The organism is Escherichia albertii NBRC 107761 = DSM 17582, assembly GCF_000759775.1.
Taxonomy (GTDB): domain Bacteria; phylum Pseudomonadota; class Gammaproteobacteria; order Enterobacterales; family Enterobacteriaceae; genus Escherichia; species Escherichia albertii.
Genome location: NZ_BBMY01000100.1, coordinates 1 through 19,101, shown reverse-complemented (window position 1 = coordinate 19,101; position 19,101 = coordinate 1). Strand labels below are relative to the sequence as shown.

Below are 19,101 nucleotides of genomic sequence, written 5' to 3'. Positions count from 1 at the left end.
AATGATGAATCACGCAAAAATATATAAAATTTTTATCAATTTTCAAAAGATTAGCGTCTTTTCTGGTCGTTAATTGTCTCCCTTTCTGCATAGTGATATTGTCCCTCTTGTTACTATTTCTGTTGTAATTATGTGAGGGATCATAAACATGTCTTTTAAACCATCTTTTGAATGGATCCAACCGGTTGAGATAACCGAGCGCGCCACCTTTATCCGCCGGGCCTATCTGCATCTTGCTGGCGCGGTAGTGGGATTCATCTTCCTGAGTGCATTATTCCTGTTTAGCGGTATCAGCAAAATGCTGCTCAGGATCTTGATGAATGGAGGTCAGTTTGGCTGGCTGGTGGTTCTTGGCGCTTTCATTGTGGTCAGCATGCTGGCGACTCGTCTGGCGGATAATGTGGAGTCGAATCGGACGCAGTTACTTGGTCTGGGGATTTACGTTTTAGCGGAAGCGTTAATATTTGCTCCCTTGTTGAGACTGGCTGTATATATTGACCCGGCAATTATTGGTGCGGCGAGCATTACCACAGGGCTGCTGGTGGGCGGCTTGACATTTACAGCCTTTACGACCAAAAAAGATTTCTCTTTCATGCGCTCTTTTTTAACTATGGCGGGCTTTATCGCTTTCGGGGCTATTATTGCCAGCATCATTTGTGGTTTCTCACTGGGCGTCTGGTTCTCTGCGGCAATGGTGCTGTTGTGTGCCGGGTTCGTGCTGTATGACACATCCAACATTATTCATCATTACCCCACCGATCGTCCGGCAGGCGCGGCGCTACATCTCTTTGCTTCTATCGCTACCATGTTCTGGTATGTCCTGCGTATTTTCATGTCTCGCAATTAAACCTGTCTGTATAAACCAGCGAAATCATTCGCTGGTTTTCCCGTTTATTCATTGATCGAAATAAGAGCAAAAACATCAGCCTGACGCTTAAATGAAGGCCGTGCCTTATTTTTCTGAAGACAAAAGGCGTGGCGATAGCCGAAAATGGCTCTTTTGCAGGCGGGGATAATCCAGTATTGAACAATTTATCCCCTGTCCATTTCACGATGAAAAAAATGTAGTTTTTTCAATGTGAAGCGGTTTAAATTCGTTCTCAAATTACAGTCAGGACGCGTATGTTGAATAATGCTATGAGCGTAGTGATCCTTGCCGCGGGCAAAGGCACTCGCATGTATTCCAATCTTCCGAAAGTGCTGCACACCCTTGCCGGGAAAGCAATGGTGCAGCATGTCATTGATGCTGCGAATGAATTAGGTGCAGCGCATGTTCACCTGGTGTACGGCCACGGCGGCGATCTGCTTAAACAGGCGTTAAAAGATGACAACCTGAACTGGGTGCTTCAGGCAGAGCAATTGGGTACTGGCCATGCAATGCAGCAAGCCGCGCCTTTCTTTGCCGATGATGAAGACATTTTAATGCTCTATGGCGATGTGCCGCTGATCTCTGTCGAAACACTCCAGCGCCTGCGTGACGCTAAACCACAGGGCGGTATTGGTCTTCTGACGGTGAAACTCGACGATCCGACCGGCTATGGTCGCATCACGCGTGAAAACGGCAAAGTTACCGGCATTGTTGAGCATAAAGATGCCACCGACGAGCAGCGTCAGATTCAGGAGATCAACACCGGTATTCTGATCGCCAACGGTGCGGATATGAAACGCTGGCTGGCGAAGTTGACCAACAATAACGCGCAGGGCGAATACTACATCACCGACATTATTGCGTTGGCGTATCAGGAAGGGCGTGAAATTGTTGCTGTTCATCCGCAACGTTTAAGCGAAGTTGAAGGCGTGAATAACCGCCTGCAGCTCTCTCGTCTGGAGCGCGTTTACCAGTCTGAGCAGGCTGAAAAACTGCTACTGGCTGGTGTTATGCTGCGCGATCCGGCGCGTTTTGATCTGCGTGGTTCGCTTACTCACGGGCGTGATGTTGAAATTGATACTAACGTTATCATCGAAGGCAATGTCACTCTCGGCAATCGTGTGAAAATCGGCGCCGGTTGCGTGATTAAAAACAGCGTGATTGGCGATGATTGCGAAATTAGCCCATATACCGTCGTGGAAGATGCGAATCTGGCGGCGGCCTGTACTATTGGCCCGTTTGCCCGTCTGCGTCCTGGCGCTGAGTTACTGGAGGGCGCACACGTCGGTAACTTCGTTGAGATGAAAAAAGCGCGTCTGGGTAAAGGCTCTAAAGCCGGTCATCTGACTTACCTGGGCGATGCTGAAATTGGCGATAACGTTAACATTGGCGCGGGTACCATTACCTGCAACTACGACGGCGCGAACAAATTTAAGACCATTATCGGCGACGATGTGTTTGTCGGTTCTGATACACAACTGGTTGCTCCGGTAACGGTGGGTAAAGGCGCAACGATTGCCGCTGGCACCACCGTCACGCGCAATGTCGGTGAAAATGCCCTGGCAATCAGCCGTGTGCCGCAGGCACAAAGAGAAGGCTGGCGTCGTCCGGTTAAGAAAAAGTAATTGAGATCGGGTAATCCGATCTTTTCGGGATGAGGAGATAACATAATCTCCCACCCACAGGCAGTAACGATAAAAATAACCCCACTCTCTACAAGGCTCGGGGCGCCCGAAAAAACGGGCATACAGGTTGACCGACAACGATATCAATCGGAATCAAAAAATATGTGTGGAATTGTTGGCGCGATAGCGCAACGTGATGTAGCTGAAATCCTTCTTGAAGGTTTACGTCGTCTGGAATACCGCGGTTATGACTCTGCTGGTCTGGCAGTGGTTGATGCAGAAGGTCATATGACCCGTTTGCGTCGCCTCGGTAAAGTACAGATGCTGGCCCAGGCCGCGGAAGAACATCCTTTGCATGGCGGCACCGGTATTGCTCACACTCGCTGGGCGACCCACGGCGAACCTTCAGAAGCGAATGCGCATCCGCATGTTTCTGAACACATTGTGGTGGTGCATAACGGCATCATCGAAAACCATGAACCACTGCGTGAAGAGTTAAAAGCGCGTGGTTATACCTTCGTTTCTGAAACCGACACCGAAGTAATTGCACACCTGGTGAACTGGGAACTGAAACAGGGCGGCACTCTACGTGAAGCTGTTCTGCGCGCCATCCCGCAACTGCGTGGCGCGTACGGTACGGTAATCATGGACTCCCGCCACCCGGATACCCTGCTGGCGGCACGTTCTGGTAGCCCGCTGGTGATTGGTCTCGGTATGGGCGAAAACTTTATCGCTTCTGACCAGCTGGCGCTGTTGCCAGTGACCCGTCGCTTTATCTTCCTTGAAGAGGGCGATATTGCGGAAATTACTCGTCGTTCGGTAAACATCTTCGATAAATCTGGCGCGGAAGTGAAACGTCAGGATGTCGAATCTAATCTGCAATATGACGCAGGTGATAAAGGTATCTATCGCCACTATATGCAGAAAGAGATCTATGAACAGCCGAACGCGATCAAAAATACCCTTACCGGGCGCATCAGCCACGGTCATGTTGATTTGAGCGAGCTGGGACCGAACGCCGACGAACTGCTGTCGAAGGTTGAGCATATTCAGATCCTCGCCTGTGGTACTTCTTATAACTCCGGTATGGTTTCCCGCTACTGGTTTGAATCGCTGGCAGGTATTCCGTGCGACGTCGAAATCGCCTCTGAATTCCGCTATCGCAAATCCGCTGTACGCCGCAATAGCCTGATGATCACTCTGTCACAGTCTGGCGAAACGGCGGATACCCTGGCAGGTCTGCGTCTGTCTAAAGAACTGGGATATCTGGGCTCGCTGGCTATCTGTAACGTGCCTGGTTCCTCTCTGGTACGTGAATCCGATCTGGCGCTGATGACCAATGCTGGCACGGAAATCGGTGTGGCATCGACCAAAGCGTTCACTACCCAGCTCACCGTACTGTTGATGCTGGTGGCGAAACTGTCTCGTCTGAAAGGCCTTGATGCCTCTATTGAGCACGATATTGTTCACGGTCTGCAGGCGCTGCCAAACCGTATTGAGCAGATGCTGTCTCAGGACAAACGTATCGAAGCCCTGGCGGAAGATTTCTCTGACAAACATCACGCGCTGTTCCTGGGCCGTGGCGATCAGTACCCCATCGCGCTGGAAGGCGCATTGAAGCTGAAAGAGATCTCTTACATTCATGCTGAAGCCTACGCTGCGGGTGAACTGAAACACGGTCCGCTGGCGTTGATTGACGCCGATATGCCGGTTATCGTTGTTGCACCGAATAACGAACTGTTGGAAAAACTGAAATCCAACATTGAAGAAGTTCGTGCGCGTGGCGGTCAGTTGTATGTCTTCGCCGATCAGGACGCTGGTTTTGTCAGCAGCGATAACATGCACATCATCGAGATGCCGCATGTGGAAGAGGTGATTGCACCGATCTTCTACACCGTTCCGCTGCAGCTACTGGCTTACCACGTCGCGCTGATTAAAGGCACCGACGTTGATCAGCCGCGTAACCTGGCGAAATCGGTTACGGTTGAGTAATTAACAGATGCCCTGCGTAAGCGGGGCATGTGACTGCTGACAAACGCAAAACTGTCTGATGTGCTACGCTTATCAGGCCTACGAGGTTATTGCAATATATTGAATTTGTACGATTTTGTAGGCCGGATAAGGCGTTCACGCCGCATCCGGCATGAACAACGCGCGCTTTGTCAACAATCTGATGCCCTGCTTTCGCAGGGCATTTTTCTATCCCCTCTCTCATCTTCAGCTATTTTTAAACTGTCACAGAAAGAAAATTTTTCTGCCAGGCTATTGTTACTTTCACTTCTAACTCATTGATTTTTAATCAGGCAAAAAGAGTTTTTTCTGGTGTCATAAAACTGTCATAAACCTTACATATAACTGTCACCTGTTTGTCCTATTTTGCTTCTCGTAGCCAACAAACAATGCTTTATGAATCCTCCCAGGAGACATTATGAAAGTTATGCGTACCACCGTCGCAACTGTTGTCGCCGCGACCTTATCGATGAGCGCTTTCTCTGTTTTTGCAGAAGCAAGCCTGACAGGCGCAGGTGCAACATTCCCTGCGCCGGTGTATGCCAAATGGGCTGACACTTACCAGAAAGAAACCGGTAATAAAGTTAACTACCAGGGTATCGGTTCTTCCGGTGGCGTAAAACAGATTATCGCTAACACCGTAGATTTTGGTGCGTCTGATGCGCCGCTGTCTGACGAAAAACTGGCCCAGGAAGGTCTGTTCCAGTTCCCGACCGTGATTGGCGGCGTGGTGCTGGCGGTTAACCTGCCGGGTCTGAAATCTGGTGAACTGGTGCTGGATGGTAAAACCCTCGGCGATATCTATCTGGGTAAAATCAAAAAGTGGGATGATGAAGCTATCGTCAAATTGAACCCGGGTCTGAAATTGCCTTCACAGAACATTGCTGTGGTGCGCCGCGCTGATGGCTCCGGTACATCCTTCGTCTTCACCAGCTATCTGGCAAAAGTGAACGAAGAGTGGAAAAACAAAGTCGGTTCTGGCTCTACCGTAAACTGGCCGACGGGACTGGGTGGTAAAGGTAACGATGGTATCGCTGCGTTTGTTCAGCGTCTGCCTGGGGCGATTGGTTACGTTGAATATGCTTACGCCAAGCAGAACAACCTCGCCTACACCAAACTGATCTCCGCTGATGGTAAACCTGTCGCCCCGACTGAAGAAAACTTCGCGAATGCGGCAAAAGGCGCAGACTGGAGCAAAACATTTGCTCAGGATCTGACTAACCAGAAAGGCGAAGATGCGTGGCCTATCACCTCTACCACGTTCATTCTGGTCCACAAAGATCAGAAGAAACCAGAGCAGGGCGTAGAAGTGCTGAAGTTCTTCGACTGGGCGTACAAAACCGGGGCTAAACAGGCGAACGACCTGGATTATGCCAGCCTGCCGGAGAGCGTCGTTGAACAGGTTCGCGCTGCGTGGAAGACCAATATTAAAGACAGTAGCGGTAAGCCGCTGTACTAATAAAACTCCTGGCCGGATAAGGCGTTAACGCCGCATCCGGCATTACAAAATGACTTTGTAAACGCGTTTAACCGAAGAGTAACTTATGGCTGCAACCAAGCCTGCTTTTAGCCCTCCGGGTAAAAAGGGCGACATAATTTTCAGCGTGCTGGTAAAACTGGCGGCGCTGATTGTGCTATTGATGTTGGGTGGCATTATTGTCTCTCTGATCATCTCCTCCTGGCCGAGCATTCAGAAATTTGGTCTGGCTTTCCTGTGGACCAAAGAGTGGGATGCGCCGAACGATATCTACGGGGCGCTGGTGCCGATCTACGGTACGCTGGTGACCTCGTTTATTGCGCTGCTGATTGCCGTTCCGGTGAGTTTCGGTATCGCCCTGTTCCTGACTGAGCTTGCGCCTGGCTGGCTGAAGCGCCCGCTGGGTATCGCCATTGAGTTGCTGGCAGCTATTCCAAGTATCGTTTACGGCATGTGGGGCCTGTTTATCTTTGCGCCGCTGTTCGCCGTTTACTTCCAGGAGCCGGTCGGCAATATCATGTCGAATATCCCGATTGTCGGCACGCTGTTCTCTGGCCCGGCATTTGGTATCGGTATCCTCGCGGCAGGCGTGATCCTCGCCATCATGATTATTCCGTACATTGCAGCGGTAATGCGCGATGTGTTCGAACAAACCCCGGTGATGATGAAAGAGTCGGCCTACGGTATCGGCTGTACCACCTGGGAAGTTATCTGGCGTATCGTTCTTCCGTTCACCAAAAATGGCGTTATCGGCGGCATTATGCTGGGTCTGGGGCGCGCGCTTGGTGAAACCATGGCGGTGACCTTTATCATCGGTAACACCTACCAGCTCGACAGCGCCTCGCTGTACATGCCGGGCAACAGTATCACCTCTGCGCTGGCGAACGAATTTGCCGAGGCAGAATCTGGTCTGCACGTGGCTGCTCTGATGGAACTGGGTCTGATCCTGTTTGTGATTACCTTCATCGTCCTCGCCGCATCGAAGTTGATGATTATGCGCTTGGCTAAGAATGAGGGGGCACGCTAATGGCTATGGTTGAAATGCAAACCACTGCGGCGCTGGCGGAATCCCGCCGCAAAATGCAAGCGCGTCGCCGCCTCAAAAACCGTATTGCGTTGACGCTCTCAATGGCGACGATGGCCTTCGGCCTGTTCTGGCTGATCTGGATTTTAATGTCCACCATCACCCGCGGTATTGACGGTATGTCGCTGGCGCTATTCACCGAAATGACACCACCGCCCAATACAGAAGGCGGCGGTCTGGCGAATGCCCTGGCGGGTAGCGGTCTGTTAATTTTGTGGGCCACCGTATTCGGTACGCCGCTGGGCATTATGGCGGGGATTTATCTGGCGGAATATGGCCGTAAATCCTGGTTGGCAGAAGTGATTCGCTTCATTAACGACATTTTGCTCTCCGCTCCGTCGATTGTGGTTGGTCTGTTTGTTTACACCATCGTGGTGGCGCAGATGGAGCACTTCTCCGGCTGGGCGGGCGTGATTGCGCTGGCGCTGTTGCAGGTGCCGATTGTTATCCGCACCACCGAGAACATGCTGAAACTGGTGCCGGATAGCCTGCGTGAAGCGGCTTATGCGCTGGGCACGCCGAAATGGAAGATGATCTCCGCGATTACGCTGAAAGCGTCGGTGTCCGGGATCATGACCGGTATCCTGCTGGCGATTGCCCGTATTGCTGGTGAAACCGCGCCGCTGCTGTTTACTGCGCTCTCCAACCAGTTCTGGAGCACGGACATGATGCAGCCGATCGCCAACCTGCCGGTGACTATCTTTAAGTTTGCGATGAGCCCGTTTGCGGAATGGCAGCAACTGGCCTGGGCCGGGGTGTTGATCATTACCCTGTGCGTCCTGCTGCTGAACATTCTGGCGCGCGTTGTTTTTGCCAAGAAGAAACACGGTTAACACTTTGCCGGATGTGGCGTGAACGTCTTATCCGGCCTACGGTAAGCCTGATTCGCGAAGTGCATCAGGCACGATGAGGAAAAGATTGCAATGAGTATGGTTGAAACTGCCCCGAGTAAAATTCAGGTTCGTAATTTGAACTTCTACTACGGCAAATTCCATGCCCTGAAAAACATCAACCTGGATATCGCTAAAAACCAGGTTACGGCGTTTATCGGGCCGTCCGGCTGCGGTAAATCGACGCTGCTGCGTACTTTCAACAAAATGTTTGAACTGTATCCAGAGCAGCGTGCGGAAGGTGAAATTTTGCTCGATGGCGACAATATTCTGACCAACACTCAGGATATCGCCCTGCTGCGTGCGAAAGTAGGCATGGTGTTCCAGAAACCGACGCCGTTCCCGATGTCCATCTATGACAACATCGCTTTTGGCGTGCGTCTGTTTGAGAAACTCTCCCGTGCCGATATGGACGAGCGCGTGCAGTGGGCATTGACCAAAGCCGCATTGTGGAACGAAACCAAAGATAAATTGCACCAGAGCGGTTACTCTCTCTCTGGGGGGCAGCAACAGCGTCTGTGTATTGCGCGTGGTATCGCCATTCGCCCGGAAGTGTTGTTGCTTGACGAACCGTGTTCGGCGCTCGACCCTATATCTACCGGGCGTATTGAAGAGCTGATTACCGAACTGAAGCAGGATTACACCGTGGTGATCGTCACCCACAACATGCAGCAAGCTGCGCGTTGTTCCGACCACACGGCGTTTATGTACCTGGGCGAGTTGATTGAGTTCAGCAACACGGACGATCTGTTCACCAAGCCCGCGAAGAAACAAACAGAAGACTACATCACCGGTCGTTACGGTTGATTCAGGAGTGCGTTATGGACAGTCTCAATCTTAATAAACATATTTCCGGCCAGTTCAACGCCGAACTGGAAAGCATCCGCACGCAGGTGATGACCATGGGCGGCATGGTGGAGCAGCAGCTTACTGATGCCATCACCGCGATGCATAACCAGGACAGTGAGCTGGCGAAGCGCGTCATCGAAGGCGACAAAAACGTCAACATGATGGAAGTGGCGATCGATGAAGCCTGCGTGCGCATTATCGCTAAACGTCAGCCGACGGCGAGCGACCTGCGTCTGGTGATGGTAATCAGTAAAACCATTGCCGAGCTGGAGCGTATTGGTGACGTGGCGGACAAAATCTGCCGCACTGCGCTGGAGACATTCTCCCAGCAGCATCAGCCATTGCTGGTAAGTCTGGAATCGCTGGGCCGTCATACTATTCAGATGCTGCACGACGTGCTGGATGCGTTCGCGCGCATGGACATTGACGAAGCCGTACGAATCTATCGTGAAGATAAAAAAGTCGATCAGGAGTACGAAGGGATTGTTCGTCAGTTGATGACCTACATGATGGAAGATTCACGGACCATTCCGAGCGTACTTACCGCGCTGTTCTGTGCGCGCTCTATCGAACGTATCGGCGACCGCTGCCAGAATATCTGCGAATACATTTTCTACTACGTGAAGGGGCAGGATTTCCGTCACGTTGGTGGTGATGAACTGGATAAGCTGCTGGCGGGGAAAGATCCGAAAGAGTAACGCGAATCGTAGGCCGGATAAGGCGTTACGCCGCATCCGGCAATGTGTCCAGTATATTTACCGGGCTTTATAGTCTTACGAAAAATCTCCCCATAGTCTCAGCTTGCCGCAGTGGAGACAGCGGAAGAGATAACCCTGACAATGGCCGCCGTTTTGCAGGCATTTCGCCAGATCCAAGCTTCTAATTCCGAAATTTTCACAATCTTCTTCAAGGTTGGCGAATTCATCAAGGCGGTTTTTTATCTCATCCCAGCCCACATAGCCGATAAAAGCACAGAAATCGCCACAATGTGCCAGCCAGAATTCCTGCTGCCATCCATGATAGCCAGGCGTGCGTTCAACCAACTCTTTCAGCATTTCAGCAGGATATGTGTCCTTAATACCGGCAAATTCGTCCTCTTCATCATACTCAAATTCAACGCCTTCGATGCTTGTATCATCCTGAAAACTACCTGCAAACTTTTCTGCCGCAGAACCGTCCGCAATGCACCACGGACAGAGATATTCAATTTCATCAACGCAATAAAACGGGCTGGAGTAATAAACAGATGTTTCTTGTTCACAGCAATCGCACTCTACGGTTTTATCCCGCTTAAATGCACCTGTTTCCAGTGGTTGCGGATGATATTTGAAAATGGGTAACGGTCTGGTGTTATGAGTCATAAAACGTCCTGTCTGCTCGTGGAAATAAAAAACAAAATAGAGCGTGACGGTTAATTTAAAAAGTCTGTTTTCGAATGATAGCGATCAAAACTCCTACGGCCCTGAAAATACAATGCGTGATGTAGCAGACATTTCAAACTCCCTTTGCTTACCTTTGAACGCCAGATTAGGCGGGTAAGTGAAGGGAGAGAGAAACGTTATGTGGTAATATCCCAGCCCCGCGCCTTCCAGAGCGCAGGCAACTGCGCCAAATCGGTAAAGGTAGTGACTTTCGGATGAACGATCGGCTTATTGTGCGGGTCGGCGCAGAAGTAGAACACTTCCATACCTGCGTCGATACCAGATTGTGCACCGGCAACTGAGTCATCGACCAGAATGCAGTTTTCAACATTCACATTCATTGCTTTCGCAGCATGGAACATTAATGCTGGATCAGGTTTCCAACGCTGAATGTCGTAGCCGCTGAACAGTTTTTCCGGGAAGTAGTGCAGCATGTTGAGTTTGCCAAGTGAATGCTGCATTTTGTTAACCGGACCGTTTGAGACGACGCACATCGGCACTTTTACGCTTTCCAGCAAATCATTTGCTCCCGCAATCATCTCCAGTTCTGTATCAAACAGACGCGCTACCTCTGCGCGATAAACGCGTTCGGCATCAGCACGGACCATTTCTACGCCCTGTTCTTTACTGATGATTTCAATAATTTCGTAGAGCTTTACGCCTTTAAAGCGGGTGAAAATCTCTTCAAAGGAGACGCTAATACCGAATTCTTTGAACATCGTGACATAGGCGCGAGAGCAAATGATCTCGCTATCGACCAGCGTACCGTCGCAGTCGAAAAATACTGCTTCTATCTGTGACATGTCTTTCCTTTATCGTTAGTTTAACGTTTTCGTCATGCTGATTTGCGTGACGCAATCGTTGCCGTGTAAGCAAATACAATGAAAAAAAGTTATCTTCAAACGTCCCTATTGTCTCATTTTGGTATACGATAGCGACGGATTTTCCCTCCTTGTTCGGAAATAGATAATGAGTCAACAACACACTACCCAGACTTCTGGTCAGGGGATGCTGGAACGCGTGTTTAAACTACGCGAACATGGCACGACGGCACGGACCGAAGTGATCGCTGGTTTTACCACCTTCCTGACGATGGTTTACATCGTTTTTGTTAACCCGCAAATTCTGGGCGTCGCTGGCATGGACACCAGCGCCGTCTTCGTCACGACCTGTCTGATTGCTGCATTTGGCAGCATCCTGATGGGGTTGTTTGCAAACCTGCCCGTTGCGCTTGCTCCGGCAATGGGCCTCAATGCGTTCTTCGCTTTCGTTGTCGTGCAGGCTATGGGGCTGCCGTGGCAAGTCGGGATGGGCGCAATCTTCTGGGGCGCGATGGGGCTACTGCTGCTGACGATTTTCCGCGTTCGCTACTGGATGATTGCCAACATTCCGGTGAGTCTGCGTGTGGGCATTACCAGCGGTATCGGCCTGTTCATTGGCATGATGGGGTTGAAAAACGCGGGCGTGATTGTCGCTAACCCGGAAACGCTGGTGAGTATCGGTAACCTGACTTCCCACAGCGTGCTGCTGGGGATCCTCGGTTTCTTCATCATTGCGATTCTGGCCTCGCGAAATATCCACGCGGCAGTGCTGGTTTCCATTGTGGTGACGACGCTGCTGGGCTGGATGTTGGGAGACGTGCACTACAACGGCATTGTCTCTGCGCCGCCGAGCGTGATGACAGTTGTGGGTCATGTGGATTTAGCCGGGTCATTCAACCTGGGCCTGGCAGGAGTGATTTTCTCTTTCATGCTGGTCAACTTGTTTGACTCTTCGGGGACGTTGATTGGCGTAACCGATAAAGCCGGGCTGGCGGATGAGAAAGGTAAATTCCCGCGCATGAAGCAGGCGCTGTATGTCGACAGTATCTCTTCTGTTACCGGTTCGTTTATCGGTACTTCTTCCGTTACTGCGTATATTGAGTCCTCTTCCGGCGTTTCCGTTGGCGGACGTACCGGTCTGACGGCAGTGGTTGTCGGCCTGCTGTTCCTGCTGGTTATTTTCTTATCTCCGCTGGCGGGGATGGTGCCTGGCTACGCCGCGGCGGGGGCGTTGATTTACGTTGGCGTACTGATGACTTCAAGTCTTGCTCGCGTGAAATGGCAGGATCTCACTGAATCTGTTCCGGCGTTTATTACCGCGGTGATGATGCCGTTCAGCTTCTCGATTACCGAAGGTATCGCGTTGGGCTTTATCTCCTACTGCGTAATGAAAATCGGCACCGGGCGTCTGCGTGACCTTAGTCCGTGCGTCGTCGTAGTTGCGCTGCTGTTTGTGCTGAAGATTGTGTTTATTGACGCACATTAAAATCGACAGGACGCTAAAAACCCGCCATGTGTTATTGCTGGCGGGTTTTTTATTTAGTTTTTCACCCGCTGAATAAACTCACCAAATGCGGTCAATTGTCCGGCCAGATGCTCCAGCGTTCCCTGATCAATCACTTCGCCCGTCTGTGGATCAACTTTGTTCTGAATCACGCCGCCCATAAATTCTGGCTTGTTCATCACCATTGCATCGAGGAAGACCAGAATCTGACGTAAGTGGTACTGACAACGTGCGCCGCCAATCACGCCCATTGAACAGGTCTGAATCAACACCGGTTTACCGGCTAATGGCTGGTCCGGCAGGCGGGAAAGCCAGTCGATGGCATTTTTCAGCCCACCGGGTACTGAGTAGTTATATTCCGGCGTCACGATGACGACACCATCGGCCTGACGTATCTGTTCCGCCAGAGCTTCAACTGTCGCTGGAAAACCGTCTTCCTGCTGTACGTCAGCGTCATACAAGGGAATATCAGCAATGGAAGGCAATGCATTAACCTCCATACTTGCCGGAGCAATTTTCGGCAGCGTACGTGCAACCATGCCATTAAATGAACCTTTGCGCAGGCTCCCCAGTAATGTAACCACCTTCAATTTTTCAGACATAATAACTCCTGTGGTTGTCTATCAATTTGGTGAAAAAGACTTCACGGTAGAGAGCTGGGCAAAGCGCATCAGACGTCCGGTTGGGTTATTGGCGCGGCTATGTATGTCAGGCAATGTTTTCCAACCGAGCTTGCCATCGAACTGCCAGACATTAAGTTTTTCGATCGCGGGGGTCGCCGCAACAGACCACACCAGTACGTCCTCTGCGTCGCATAACGCTTCTACATTATTTACATGAGCACATTTCAGGCGTCCCGCAATAGGCATCAATTGCAGATCGCGCGGATCGTCATTCAATACATCACCGGTAAGTTTTAGCACGCTTCGGCGCAAAGTGATGAGTTGCGCTCGCGCTTCGTTAGGATCGTTTTGCTTACTGATCCACAGCGTTTCGTTGCTGGAAAAAATAGGGTTATCGGGAGCGTGAGGACTATGAAAACTGCGGGTCGCTCGCTGTAACTCCATATCGAGGCCACACTCCCCCTCTGTTGCGAGCGCCACGCCAATCATATTTCCGGCATAGGAAATTGAAAATGCAGGCAAGTTGCTATCGCGAAAAACCGGCTTTCCCTTATTCTGAATGACGATTTCCGGTAATTCGCTAATGCCATATAGCATGAACATCAGTTCTGCGAGTAAACCTCTGGATGCCAGAAAACGACTTTGACGATGAGGGGGAAGATTCCGGGCTTCTTGATGACACTGGGAGGGGAGACGAACAGAGATCAGGTGTCCTTCCGTTAAAATCCCTCGGGCAAAATGAGTTGCCATTTTTCGCTCCATGCTTAATGGTCCATTATGAATACAAGAGTAATCATTTACAGGAACAATGGACAGGCGAAAGCGGCAAAAAGTTCGATTCAGACAATGTTATTACATTATTTTTACATTTTGCTGCGGAAAATGGTTGCGTCCCATCAGGCAAAATTAGCGCATTGAGATGTAAAGATCTTTAATGGTTTCCCGTAACCAGACGATCTTCGGATTACGGCTGTTCCGTTTATGCCACAGAAGGGTAAAAGGGACTTCCAGCTTTTTTTGCTGGCTTTCATCAAACGGGAGAGGAAGAGCAACCAACGGCAGTTGGTGGAGTTGATTGTAGTACTGGCAATAGCGTGGCGCGGTCGCCAGCAGTAGGTTATCGGGTTGTGCAGCCATAAACAGCGACTGCTCGAATTCTGGCAGACTCATGGCAATTGTGCGTTCGCGTCCTGACTCCTGCAATACATTGTCCAGCGCCCAGGTGTCGCTCTGTTCCCAACAAATGCTGATATGTGGATATCGCAGAAAGGTATCCAGATTCCACTCTTCGTCCAGTGCCGGATGATCTTCCCGTAGCCAGACACAGGGTGAGTCAGTGAATAATACTTCATAATCAATAGATAACGGCAACAGGTTGAGCTGTTCCCGCGAACGTGGATGACTTTCCCGACCAGAAAAACCAATATCCACTTCGCCACGAATAATGGCATCCAGAGAGTCGTAACCCCAGTTACGCAGTTTGATGGTTGCCTGGGGGTAACGCTGGTAGATCTGCTGAGACAAAGCATTAAGCATAATCATCATCAACGGCGACTCCGCCGCCAGCTCAAATTTCAGGCCGTATGGCATTTCGTGGTGTGGTTTATCCAACAACTGGTTGCTCATTTGCATCCACTCCGCCAGATTCTGCTCCATGCTGATCATCAGCGGCGTCGGCGTCAGTCCGAGCGGTGAATTGATAAATAAAGGATCATCAAACCACGCTCGTAGTTTTGCTAATGATTTGCTCGCCGCCGAAGGGGTGACATTCATTCGCTTTGCTGCTTTGGTCACACTGCGTTCCTGCATCAGCAGTTGCAGACAAAGCAGCAAATTGAGATCAAGCGTGGTGATGGATTTCTTCATGAGCGGCAACGGTGCGTCCAGGCGCGACGAGCATAATCAGCAACAGGCTCACTATGCTACAGGCAATCAGAATCCCGATCAGCATATTCCATGCGCCGACGCCAACCACGGCCGCCAGCCATATCCACAGTGACGAACCACAAACTTGCGCAATGCCTAACGTCGAACTGGCTACGCCAGCCCGTAGTGAAAACGGTCCTAATGCCTGACTCATTGCGACGCCAAAACCTACCGAGAAACCGGCGCAAATCAGCGTGATACCAAACAGAGAAACCGCATGGGAAGGTGAAACGGCAAGGGTGATCCCCGCCGCCAGGAATAACACCTGCGAGGCGATCATCAGCGTACGTGGCTTCAAAATTCCCAGCGCAAACGGTGTGGAGAACGATACGGTCATGCTGACGCCTGCGGTCAGCGCCATAATTGTGGCATATTCTCCGCGTTTGAAACCCATTATCTCCATCAGCAATACCGGCGATGTGTTCACAAAGGTGAGAATGACTGAAACACTTAACGTCGTGATGAGCACCCGGCTGAGGAAAAAACGGTTAAGCAACGACTCGGTATTTTCTTGTGGTTTGTTCGACGTTGCAGGTGCGGCAGGGCGCGTTTCTTTTAAAATAAACAAAGACAACATGAGAACTGCAACGCCCATTATTGTCATCGTCCAGAACAGGCTCTGCCATGGGAATTTAAGCATAATCAGGTGTCCGAGCACTGGTGCTAACACCGGAATGATGCAGGTAATACCATTAAGTAATGACAACACTTTTGCCCGACGTCGATCGTCCAGCGTGTCGCGTAAAATCGCGAATGCCACTACGTAACAACAGCCCGCGCCGAGCCCCTGCAGAAATCGCCCTGCAATAAATAACGTGCTGGTTTCAGCCAGTGAGCAGAATATCGAGGCGATAATAAATAGCGCCGCGCCGGGTATAGCGACAGGTTTTCTCCCTGAGCGATCGGCCACTTTACCGGCAAACAACATTGCTGTCGCCATCCCTGCCAGATAAACCGAGAACGCAATATGCAACTGCGCTTCGCTGGCGTTGAGATCGGCGGCGATGCGCGGTAAGCCGACCAGATACATATCAATACCTGCGGGATAGAGTAAAACCAGGGCAAAACTACAAATCAAAAAGCGGGACATGGGCTAAAGCGTCCTGATGGAAAAGTGATGCAAAGCATACGTGGTGCAGGAGAATCAAGCGAGTTGCCATTTGGACAAAAGAGATTTCCTGGCAGGCAAGAAGCCAGCGAATGGCTGGCTTCTTGAAGGGATCAGCCAAATTTAGGTAACATGTTAAAGACGTTACCAAACCAGCACAAAATTACGGTTATGCCAAAGAGAATAACTATCGCCGGAATAACATTACCGCCCCAAACAGTGAACATCTGGTTAGGAAACTTCTTGCGGGCTTTGATTGCCAGTACAGCGGGGATAATTACTGCCCAGATAGTGGCGCACAGCCCGGCACCGCCAATCCCGTAAATAAAGCCATTTGGGAAGATAAGATACAACAAAGCGGGTGGCAGGAAGGTTAACAGTACGGTTTTGAAACGCCCGGCGTGGGAGTTATCAATCTTAAACAGATCCGCCAGATAATCGAACAATCCCAGCGTGACGCCAAAGAACGAACTGGCAACCGCTAAGTTTGAGAACACCAACAAACAAAACTCGATAATGCCACGCTGTTTGGTGCCGAGGAACGATTTTACCAGCGAATCGACGTTGCCGCCTGAAGAGATAATCGCTTTAAAGCTTTCACGCGGAATATTCCCCATTGTGCAGTACAACCAGAAGAGATAAATCACCAACGCCAGCAGCGAACCAAGCACCACGCTTTTGATTAACTTATCTTTACGTTTTCCATAGCAAATAATCAGGCTGGGTATATTGCCGTGGAAACCGAATGACGCCAGACACACCGGCAAAGCCATAAATATATACGGGAAGTAAGACGTTCCCGCAGTGGTGCTGGTGGAATCGCGCAGAATGGAATAATCAACCTGGAAGAAGAAAGAACCAAACACGATCACAAAGGAGATAATCTTCAGCCCGAGGAACAATGAGCTTATACGGCTGGCGGCTAACGAACTTATCCACAGTACGCTGGCGACGAAAATGGCTGTGCAGATCCCGACAATGTGTGGATTTGCGTGATAATCCAAATTCATCGATATTGTTTCACTAATGATTGCGCCATTAGCAGAGATATAAGCGTAAGTGAGAATATAGAGAACGAAGGCAACGGTTATACCGCTAATAATGTTCCATGTGTTGCCGATTAAATCTTTGGTGATGGTGTTAAAACTGGATCCGACGGGATAATTTAAATTCGCTTCTAATAACAATAACCCGGAATGAAGCATTGAAAACCAGGCAATGATAAGGATAAAGGCACCCCAAAAGAACCAGGCGCCGGCAAGATCAACAGGTAAAGCAAACATACCTCCACCAATTACTGTACCTGCTATAACCATAACACCCCAAAATGCAGAGTGCTTTTTTTCTGCTTGATCAGTCATAATGCCACCTTTAGAGGAAGGCTATTTTTGTTATTGAGGATGTAGGGAATGAGAGTGGCTAACATCCTTATAGCCACTCTGAATGTATTAATTAAACTTCTTTTAGTTTTGCGGTGAAGTGACGCAATACTTTCGGTTCGTAAGTAAAGGTTAACCCTTTAATGTTCGCCGCGTTCTCTTTCACATGCTTAAAGGCTTCAATAATGAAGTCCATATGCGTTTGAGTGTAAGTCGCACGTGGAATAGTTAAACGCAGCAGTTCAGCCGGGCACGGCAATTGTTTACCGGTTTTCGGATCGCGACCTAACAGGAAAGAGCCAATTTCTACCGCACGGATACCGGCGACTTTATACAGTTCGCACGCCAGCGCCTGTGCCGGGAACTGGTCTGCCGGGATATGCGGCAACAGTTTTCCAGCATCAACGAATGCCGCGTGACCGCCAGCCTGCTGGCAAACAACGCCAATCTCTTCCAGACCATCGACCAGATACTGCACTTGCGCAATGCGATAGGCCAGCCAGTCAAGGTTCATACCGTCATACAAGCCAACGGCCAGGCGCTCCATTGCACCGCCTTCCAGGCCGCCGTAAGTCGGGAAGCCTTCCTGAACCACGCAAAGGGTTCTGCACTCGGTATAGACATCAAAGAAGCTGTCATCTTTCACGCACAACAAGCCGCCCATCGGTACCATCGCATCTTTCTTGGCGGACATTGCCAGCATATCGGCATATTTGTAGGTTTCGCGAGTGATCTGCTCGATAGTCCAGTCTTTGTATTCTGCTTCACGCTGCTTGATGAAATAGGCGTTTTCGGCGAAGCGTGCGGAGTCTATCACCACCGGAATGTCATATTTCTTCGCGATACTGTACATCGCTTTCATGTTCGCCAGTGAAACTGGCTGACCGCCTGCGGAGTTACTGGTAATGGTGGCGACAATATATGGCACGTTATTCGGACCAACTTCTTCAATGCCGCGTTCTAATCCTTCGAGGTCAAAGTTGCCTTTAAAGTCGTAACGTACGCCGGTATCAAACGCTTCTTTGATATAGACGTTACGCACGGTACAACCATTGATCTGGCTATGGCCCTGAGTGGTGTCAAAGAAATAGTTAGAGAACGCCACCATTTTGCTGCGATCCAGGCCTTTTTCCTGCTCGCGCTTTTTAATCAGCACTGGAATATAGATTTGCTCGGCGCCGCGGCCTTGGTGAGTTGGAATAGTGTATTGATAGCCAAAAATATTTTTTACTGATTCAGCTAACGCGTAGTAACTGCGGCTACCGCTGTAGGCTTCGTCGCCGCGCATCATCGCTGCCTGCATGTTCTGCGTCACTGCCCCGGTACCACTGTCGGTCAGTAAATCGATAAATACATCTTCGCTATCCAGCAGGAAGGGATTCATACCGGATTTAATAATTGCTTCTTCACGGTAAGCACGGGTTGTGCGTTTTACTGGTTCGATAACACGAATGCGGAACGGTTCAGGGAGATGTTTAAAGTTTTCCATTACATAATCCTTCATTTATTTTAATTG

17 protein-coding genes are annotated in these 19,101 nt (G+C 50.2%); 9 read left to right on the top strand and 8 right to left on the bottom strand.

Annotation, left to right across the window (positions count from 1 at the left end):
• The first annotated feature begins 148 nt into the window (after window positions 1–148).
• The 8 genes from EA14781_RS16330 to phoU all read left to right on the top strand — a co-directional run bounded on the left by EA14781_RS16330 (window position 149) and on the right by phoU (window position 9,501).
• Window positions 149–847, top strand: a complete 699-nt coding sequence (locus EA14781_RS16330) for a Bax inhibitor-1/YccA family protein (protein WP_000008706.1) — start codon at window positions 149–151, stop codon at window positions 845–847.
• Window positions 848–1,122: 275 nt separating this feature from the next.
• The gene (glmU, locus tag EA14781_RS16325; RefSeq protein WP_000933759.1) at window positions 1,123–2,493 is read left to right on the top strand and encodes a bifunctional UDP-N-acetylglucosamine diphosphorylase/glucosamine-1-phosphate N-acetyltransferase GlmU; all 1,371 of its coding nucleotides are present in this window, start codon (window positions 1,123–1,125) and stop codon (window positions 2,491–2,493) included.
• Window positions 2,494–2,655: 162 nt separating this feature from the next.
• Window positions 2,656–4,485: a glutamine--fructose-6-phosphate transaminase (isomerizing) gene (glmS, locus tag EA14781_RS16320; protein WP_000334077.1), complete on the top strand. Its 1,830-nt coding sequence runs from the start codon at window positions 2,656–2,658 to the stop codon at window positions 4,483–4,485.
• Window positions 4,486–4,921: 436 nt separating this feature from the next.
• Entirely contained in the window at window positions 4,922–5,962 is a 1,041-nt protein-coding gene (gene pstS / locus EA14781_RS16310; RefSeq protein ID WP_000867169.1) for a phosphate ABC transporter substrate-binding protein PstS, read from the top strand.
• Window positions 5,963–6,047: 85 nt separating this feature from the next.
• Window positions 6,048–7,007 carry a phosphate ABC transporter permease PstC gene (gene pstC, locus EA14781_RS16305; RefSeq protein ID WP_000741633.1) on the top strand — a complete coding sequence of 320 codons (960 nt, stop codon included), beginning with the start codon at window positions 6,048–6,050 and terminating at the stop codon, window positions 7,005–7,007.
• Complete coding sequence (gene pstA, locus EA14781_RS16300) at window positions 7,007–7,897, top strand: phosphate ABC transporter permease PstA (RefSeq protein WP_001251990.1); 891 nt, start codon at window positions 7,007–7,009, stop codon at window positions 7,895–7,897. The genes pstC and pstA overlap by 1 nt, the downstream gene beginning before the upstream one ends.
• 90 nt (window positions 7,898–7,987) lie before the next feature.
• Complete coding sequence (gene pstB, locus EA14781_RS16295) at window positions 7,988–8,761, top strand: phosphate ABC transporter ATP-binding protein PstB (RefSeq protein ID WP_000063126.1); 774 nt, start codon at window positions 7,988–7,990, stop codon at window positions 8,759–8,761.
• Between the two features lie 14 nt (window positions 8,762–8,775).
• Complete coding sequence (gene phoU / locus EA14781_RS16290) at window positions 8,776–9,501, top strand: phosphate signaling complex protein PhoU (protein WP_000377806.1); 726 nt, start codon at window positions 8,776–8,778, stop codon at window positions 9,499–9,501.
• A gap of 75 nt (window positions 9,502–9,576) precedes the next feature.
• Here phoU and cbrC read toward each other — a convergent pair whose 3' ends face one another.
• Window positions 9,577–10,164 carry a PF03691 family colicin E2 tolerance protein CbrC gene (gene cbrC, locus EA14781_RS16285; protein WP_000149522.1) on the bottom strand — a complete coding sequence of 196 codons (588 nt, stop codon included), beginning with the start codon at window positions 10,162–10,164 and terminating at the stop codon, window positions 9,577–9,579.
• Window positions 10,165–10,361: 197 nt separating this feature from the next.
• Window positions 10,362–11,027: a 6-phosphogluconate phosphatase gene (yieH, locus tag EA14781_RS16280; RefSeq protein ID WP_000078036.1), complete on the bottom strand. Its 666-nt coding sequence runs from the start codon at window positions 11,025–11,027 to the stop codon at window positions 10,362–10,364.
• A gap of 166 nt (window positions 11,028–11,193) precedes the next feature.
• Between yieH and adeP the strand changes: the two genes are divergently transcribed.
• A complete protein-coding gene (gene adeP, locus EA14781_RS16275; RefSeq protein ID WP_002460437.1) occupies window positions 11,194–12,531 on the top strand; it encodes an adenine permease AdeP in 1,338 nt (445 codons plus the stop codon).
• 53 nt (window positions 12,532–12,584) lie between these two features.
• On the opposite strand, the gene yieF is transcribed toward adeP, so the two are convergent.
• The 6 genes from yieF to tnaA all read right to left on the bottom strand — a co-directional run bounded on the left by yieF (window position 12,585) and on the right by tnaA (window position 19,074).
• On the bottom strand, window positions 12,585–13,151 hold the full coding sequence (gene yieF, locus EA14781_RS16270) for a class I chromate reductase YieF (protein WP_001291121.1): 567 nt from the start codon (window positions 13,149–13,151) through the stop codon (window positions 12,585–12,587).
• Window positions 13,152–13,172: 21 nt separating this feature from the next.
• Window positions 13,173–13,922 carry a 4'-phosphopantetheinyl transferase family protein gene (locus EA14781_RS16265; RefSeq protein ID WP_024164676.1) on the bottom strand — a complete coding sequence of 250 codons (750 nt, stop codon included), beginning with the start codon at window positions 13,920–13,922 and terminating at the stop codon, window positions 13,173–13,175.
• 156 nt (window positions 13,923–14,078) lie between these two features.
• On the bottom strand, window positions 14,079–15,038 hold the full coding sequence (gene yidZ / locus EA14781_RS16260) for an HTH-type transcriptional regulator YidZ (RefSeq protein WP_002460430.1): 960 nt from the start codon (window positions 15,036–15,038) through the stop codon (window positions 14,079–14,081).
• Window positions 15,013–16,188 carry a multidrug efflux MFS transporter MdtL gene (gene mdtL, locus EA14781_RS16255; RefSeq protein WP_000086019.1) on the bottom strand — a complete coding sequence of 392 codons (1,176 nt, stop codon included), beginning with the start codon at window positions 16,186–16,188 and terminating at the stop codon, window positions 15,013–15,015. Before mdtL ends, yidZ begins: the two co-directional genes overlap by 26 nt.
• A gap of 131 nt (window positions 16,189–16,319) precedes the next feature.
• Window positions 16,320–17,567 carry a low affinity tryptophan permease TnaB gene (gene tnaB / locus EA14781_RS16250; RefSeq protein ID WP_000131895.1) on the bottom strand — a complete coding sequence of 416 codons (1,248 nt, stop codon included), beginning with the start codon at window positions 17,565–17,567 and terminating at the stop codon, window positions 16,320–16,322.
• 91 nt (window positions 17,568–17,658) lie between these two features.
• Window positions 17,659–19,074 (bottom strand): tryptophanase, encoded by a 1,416-nt coding sequence (gene tnaA / locus EA14781_RS16245; protein WP_002460427.1) that lies wholly within the window; start codon window positions 19,072–19,074, stop codon window positions 17,659–17,661.
• Window positions 19,075–19,101: the final 27 nt, after the last annotated feature.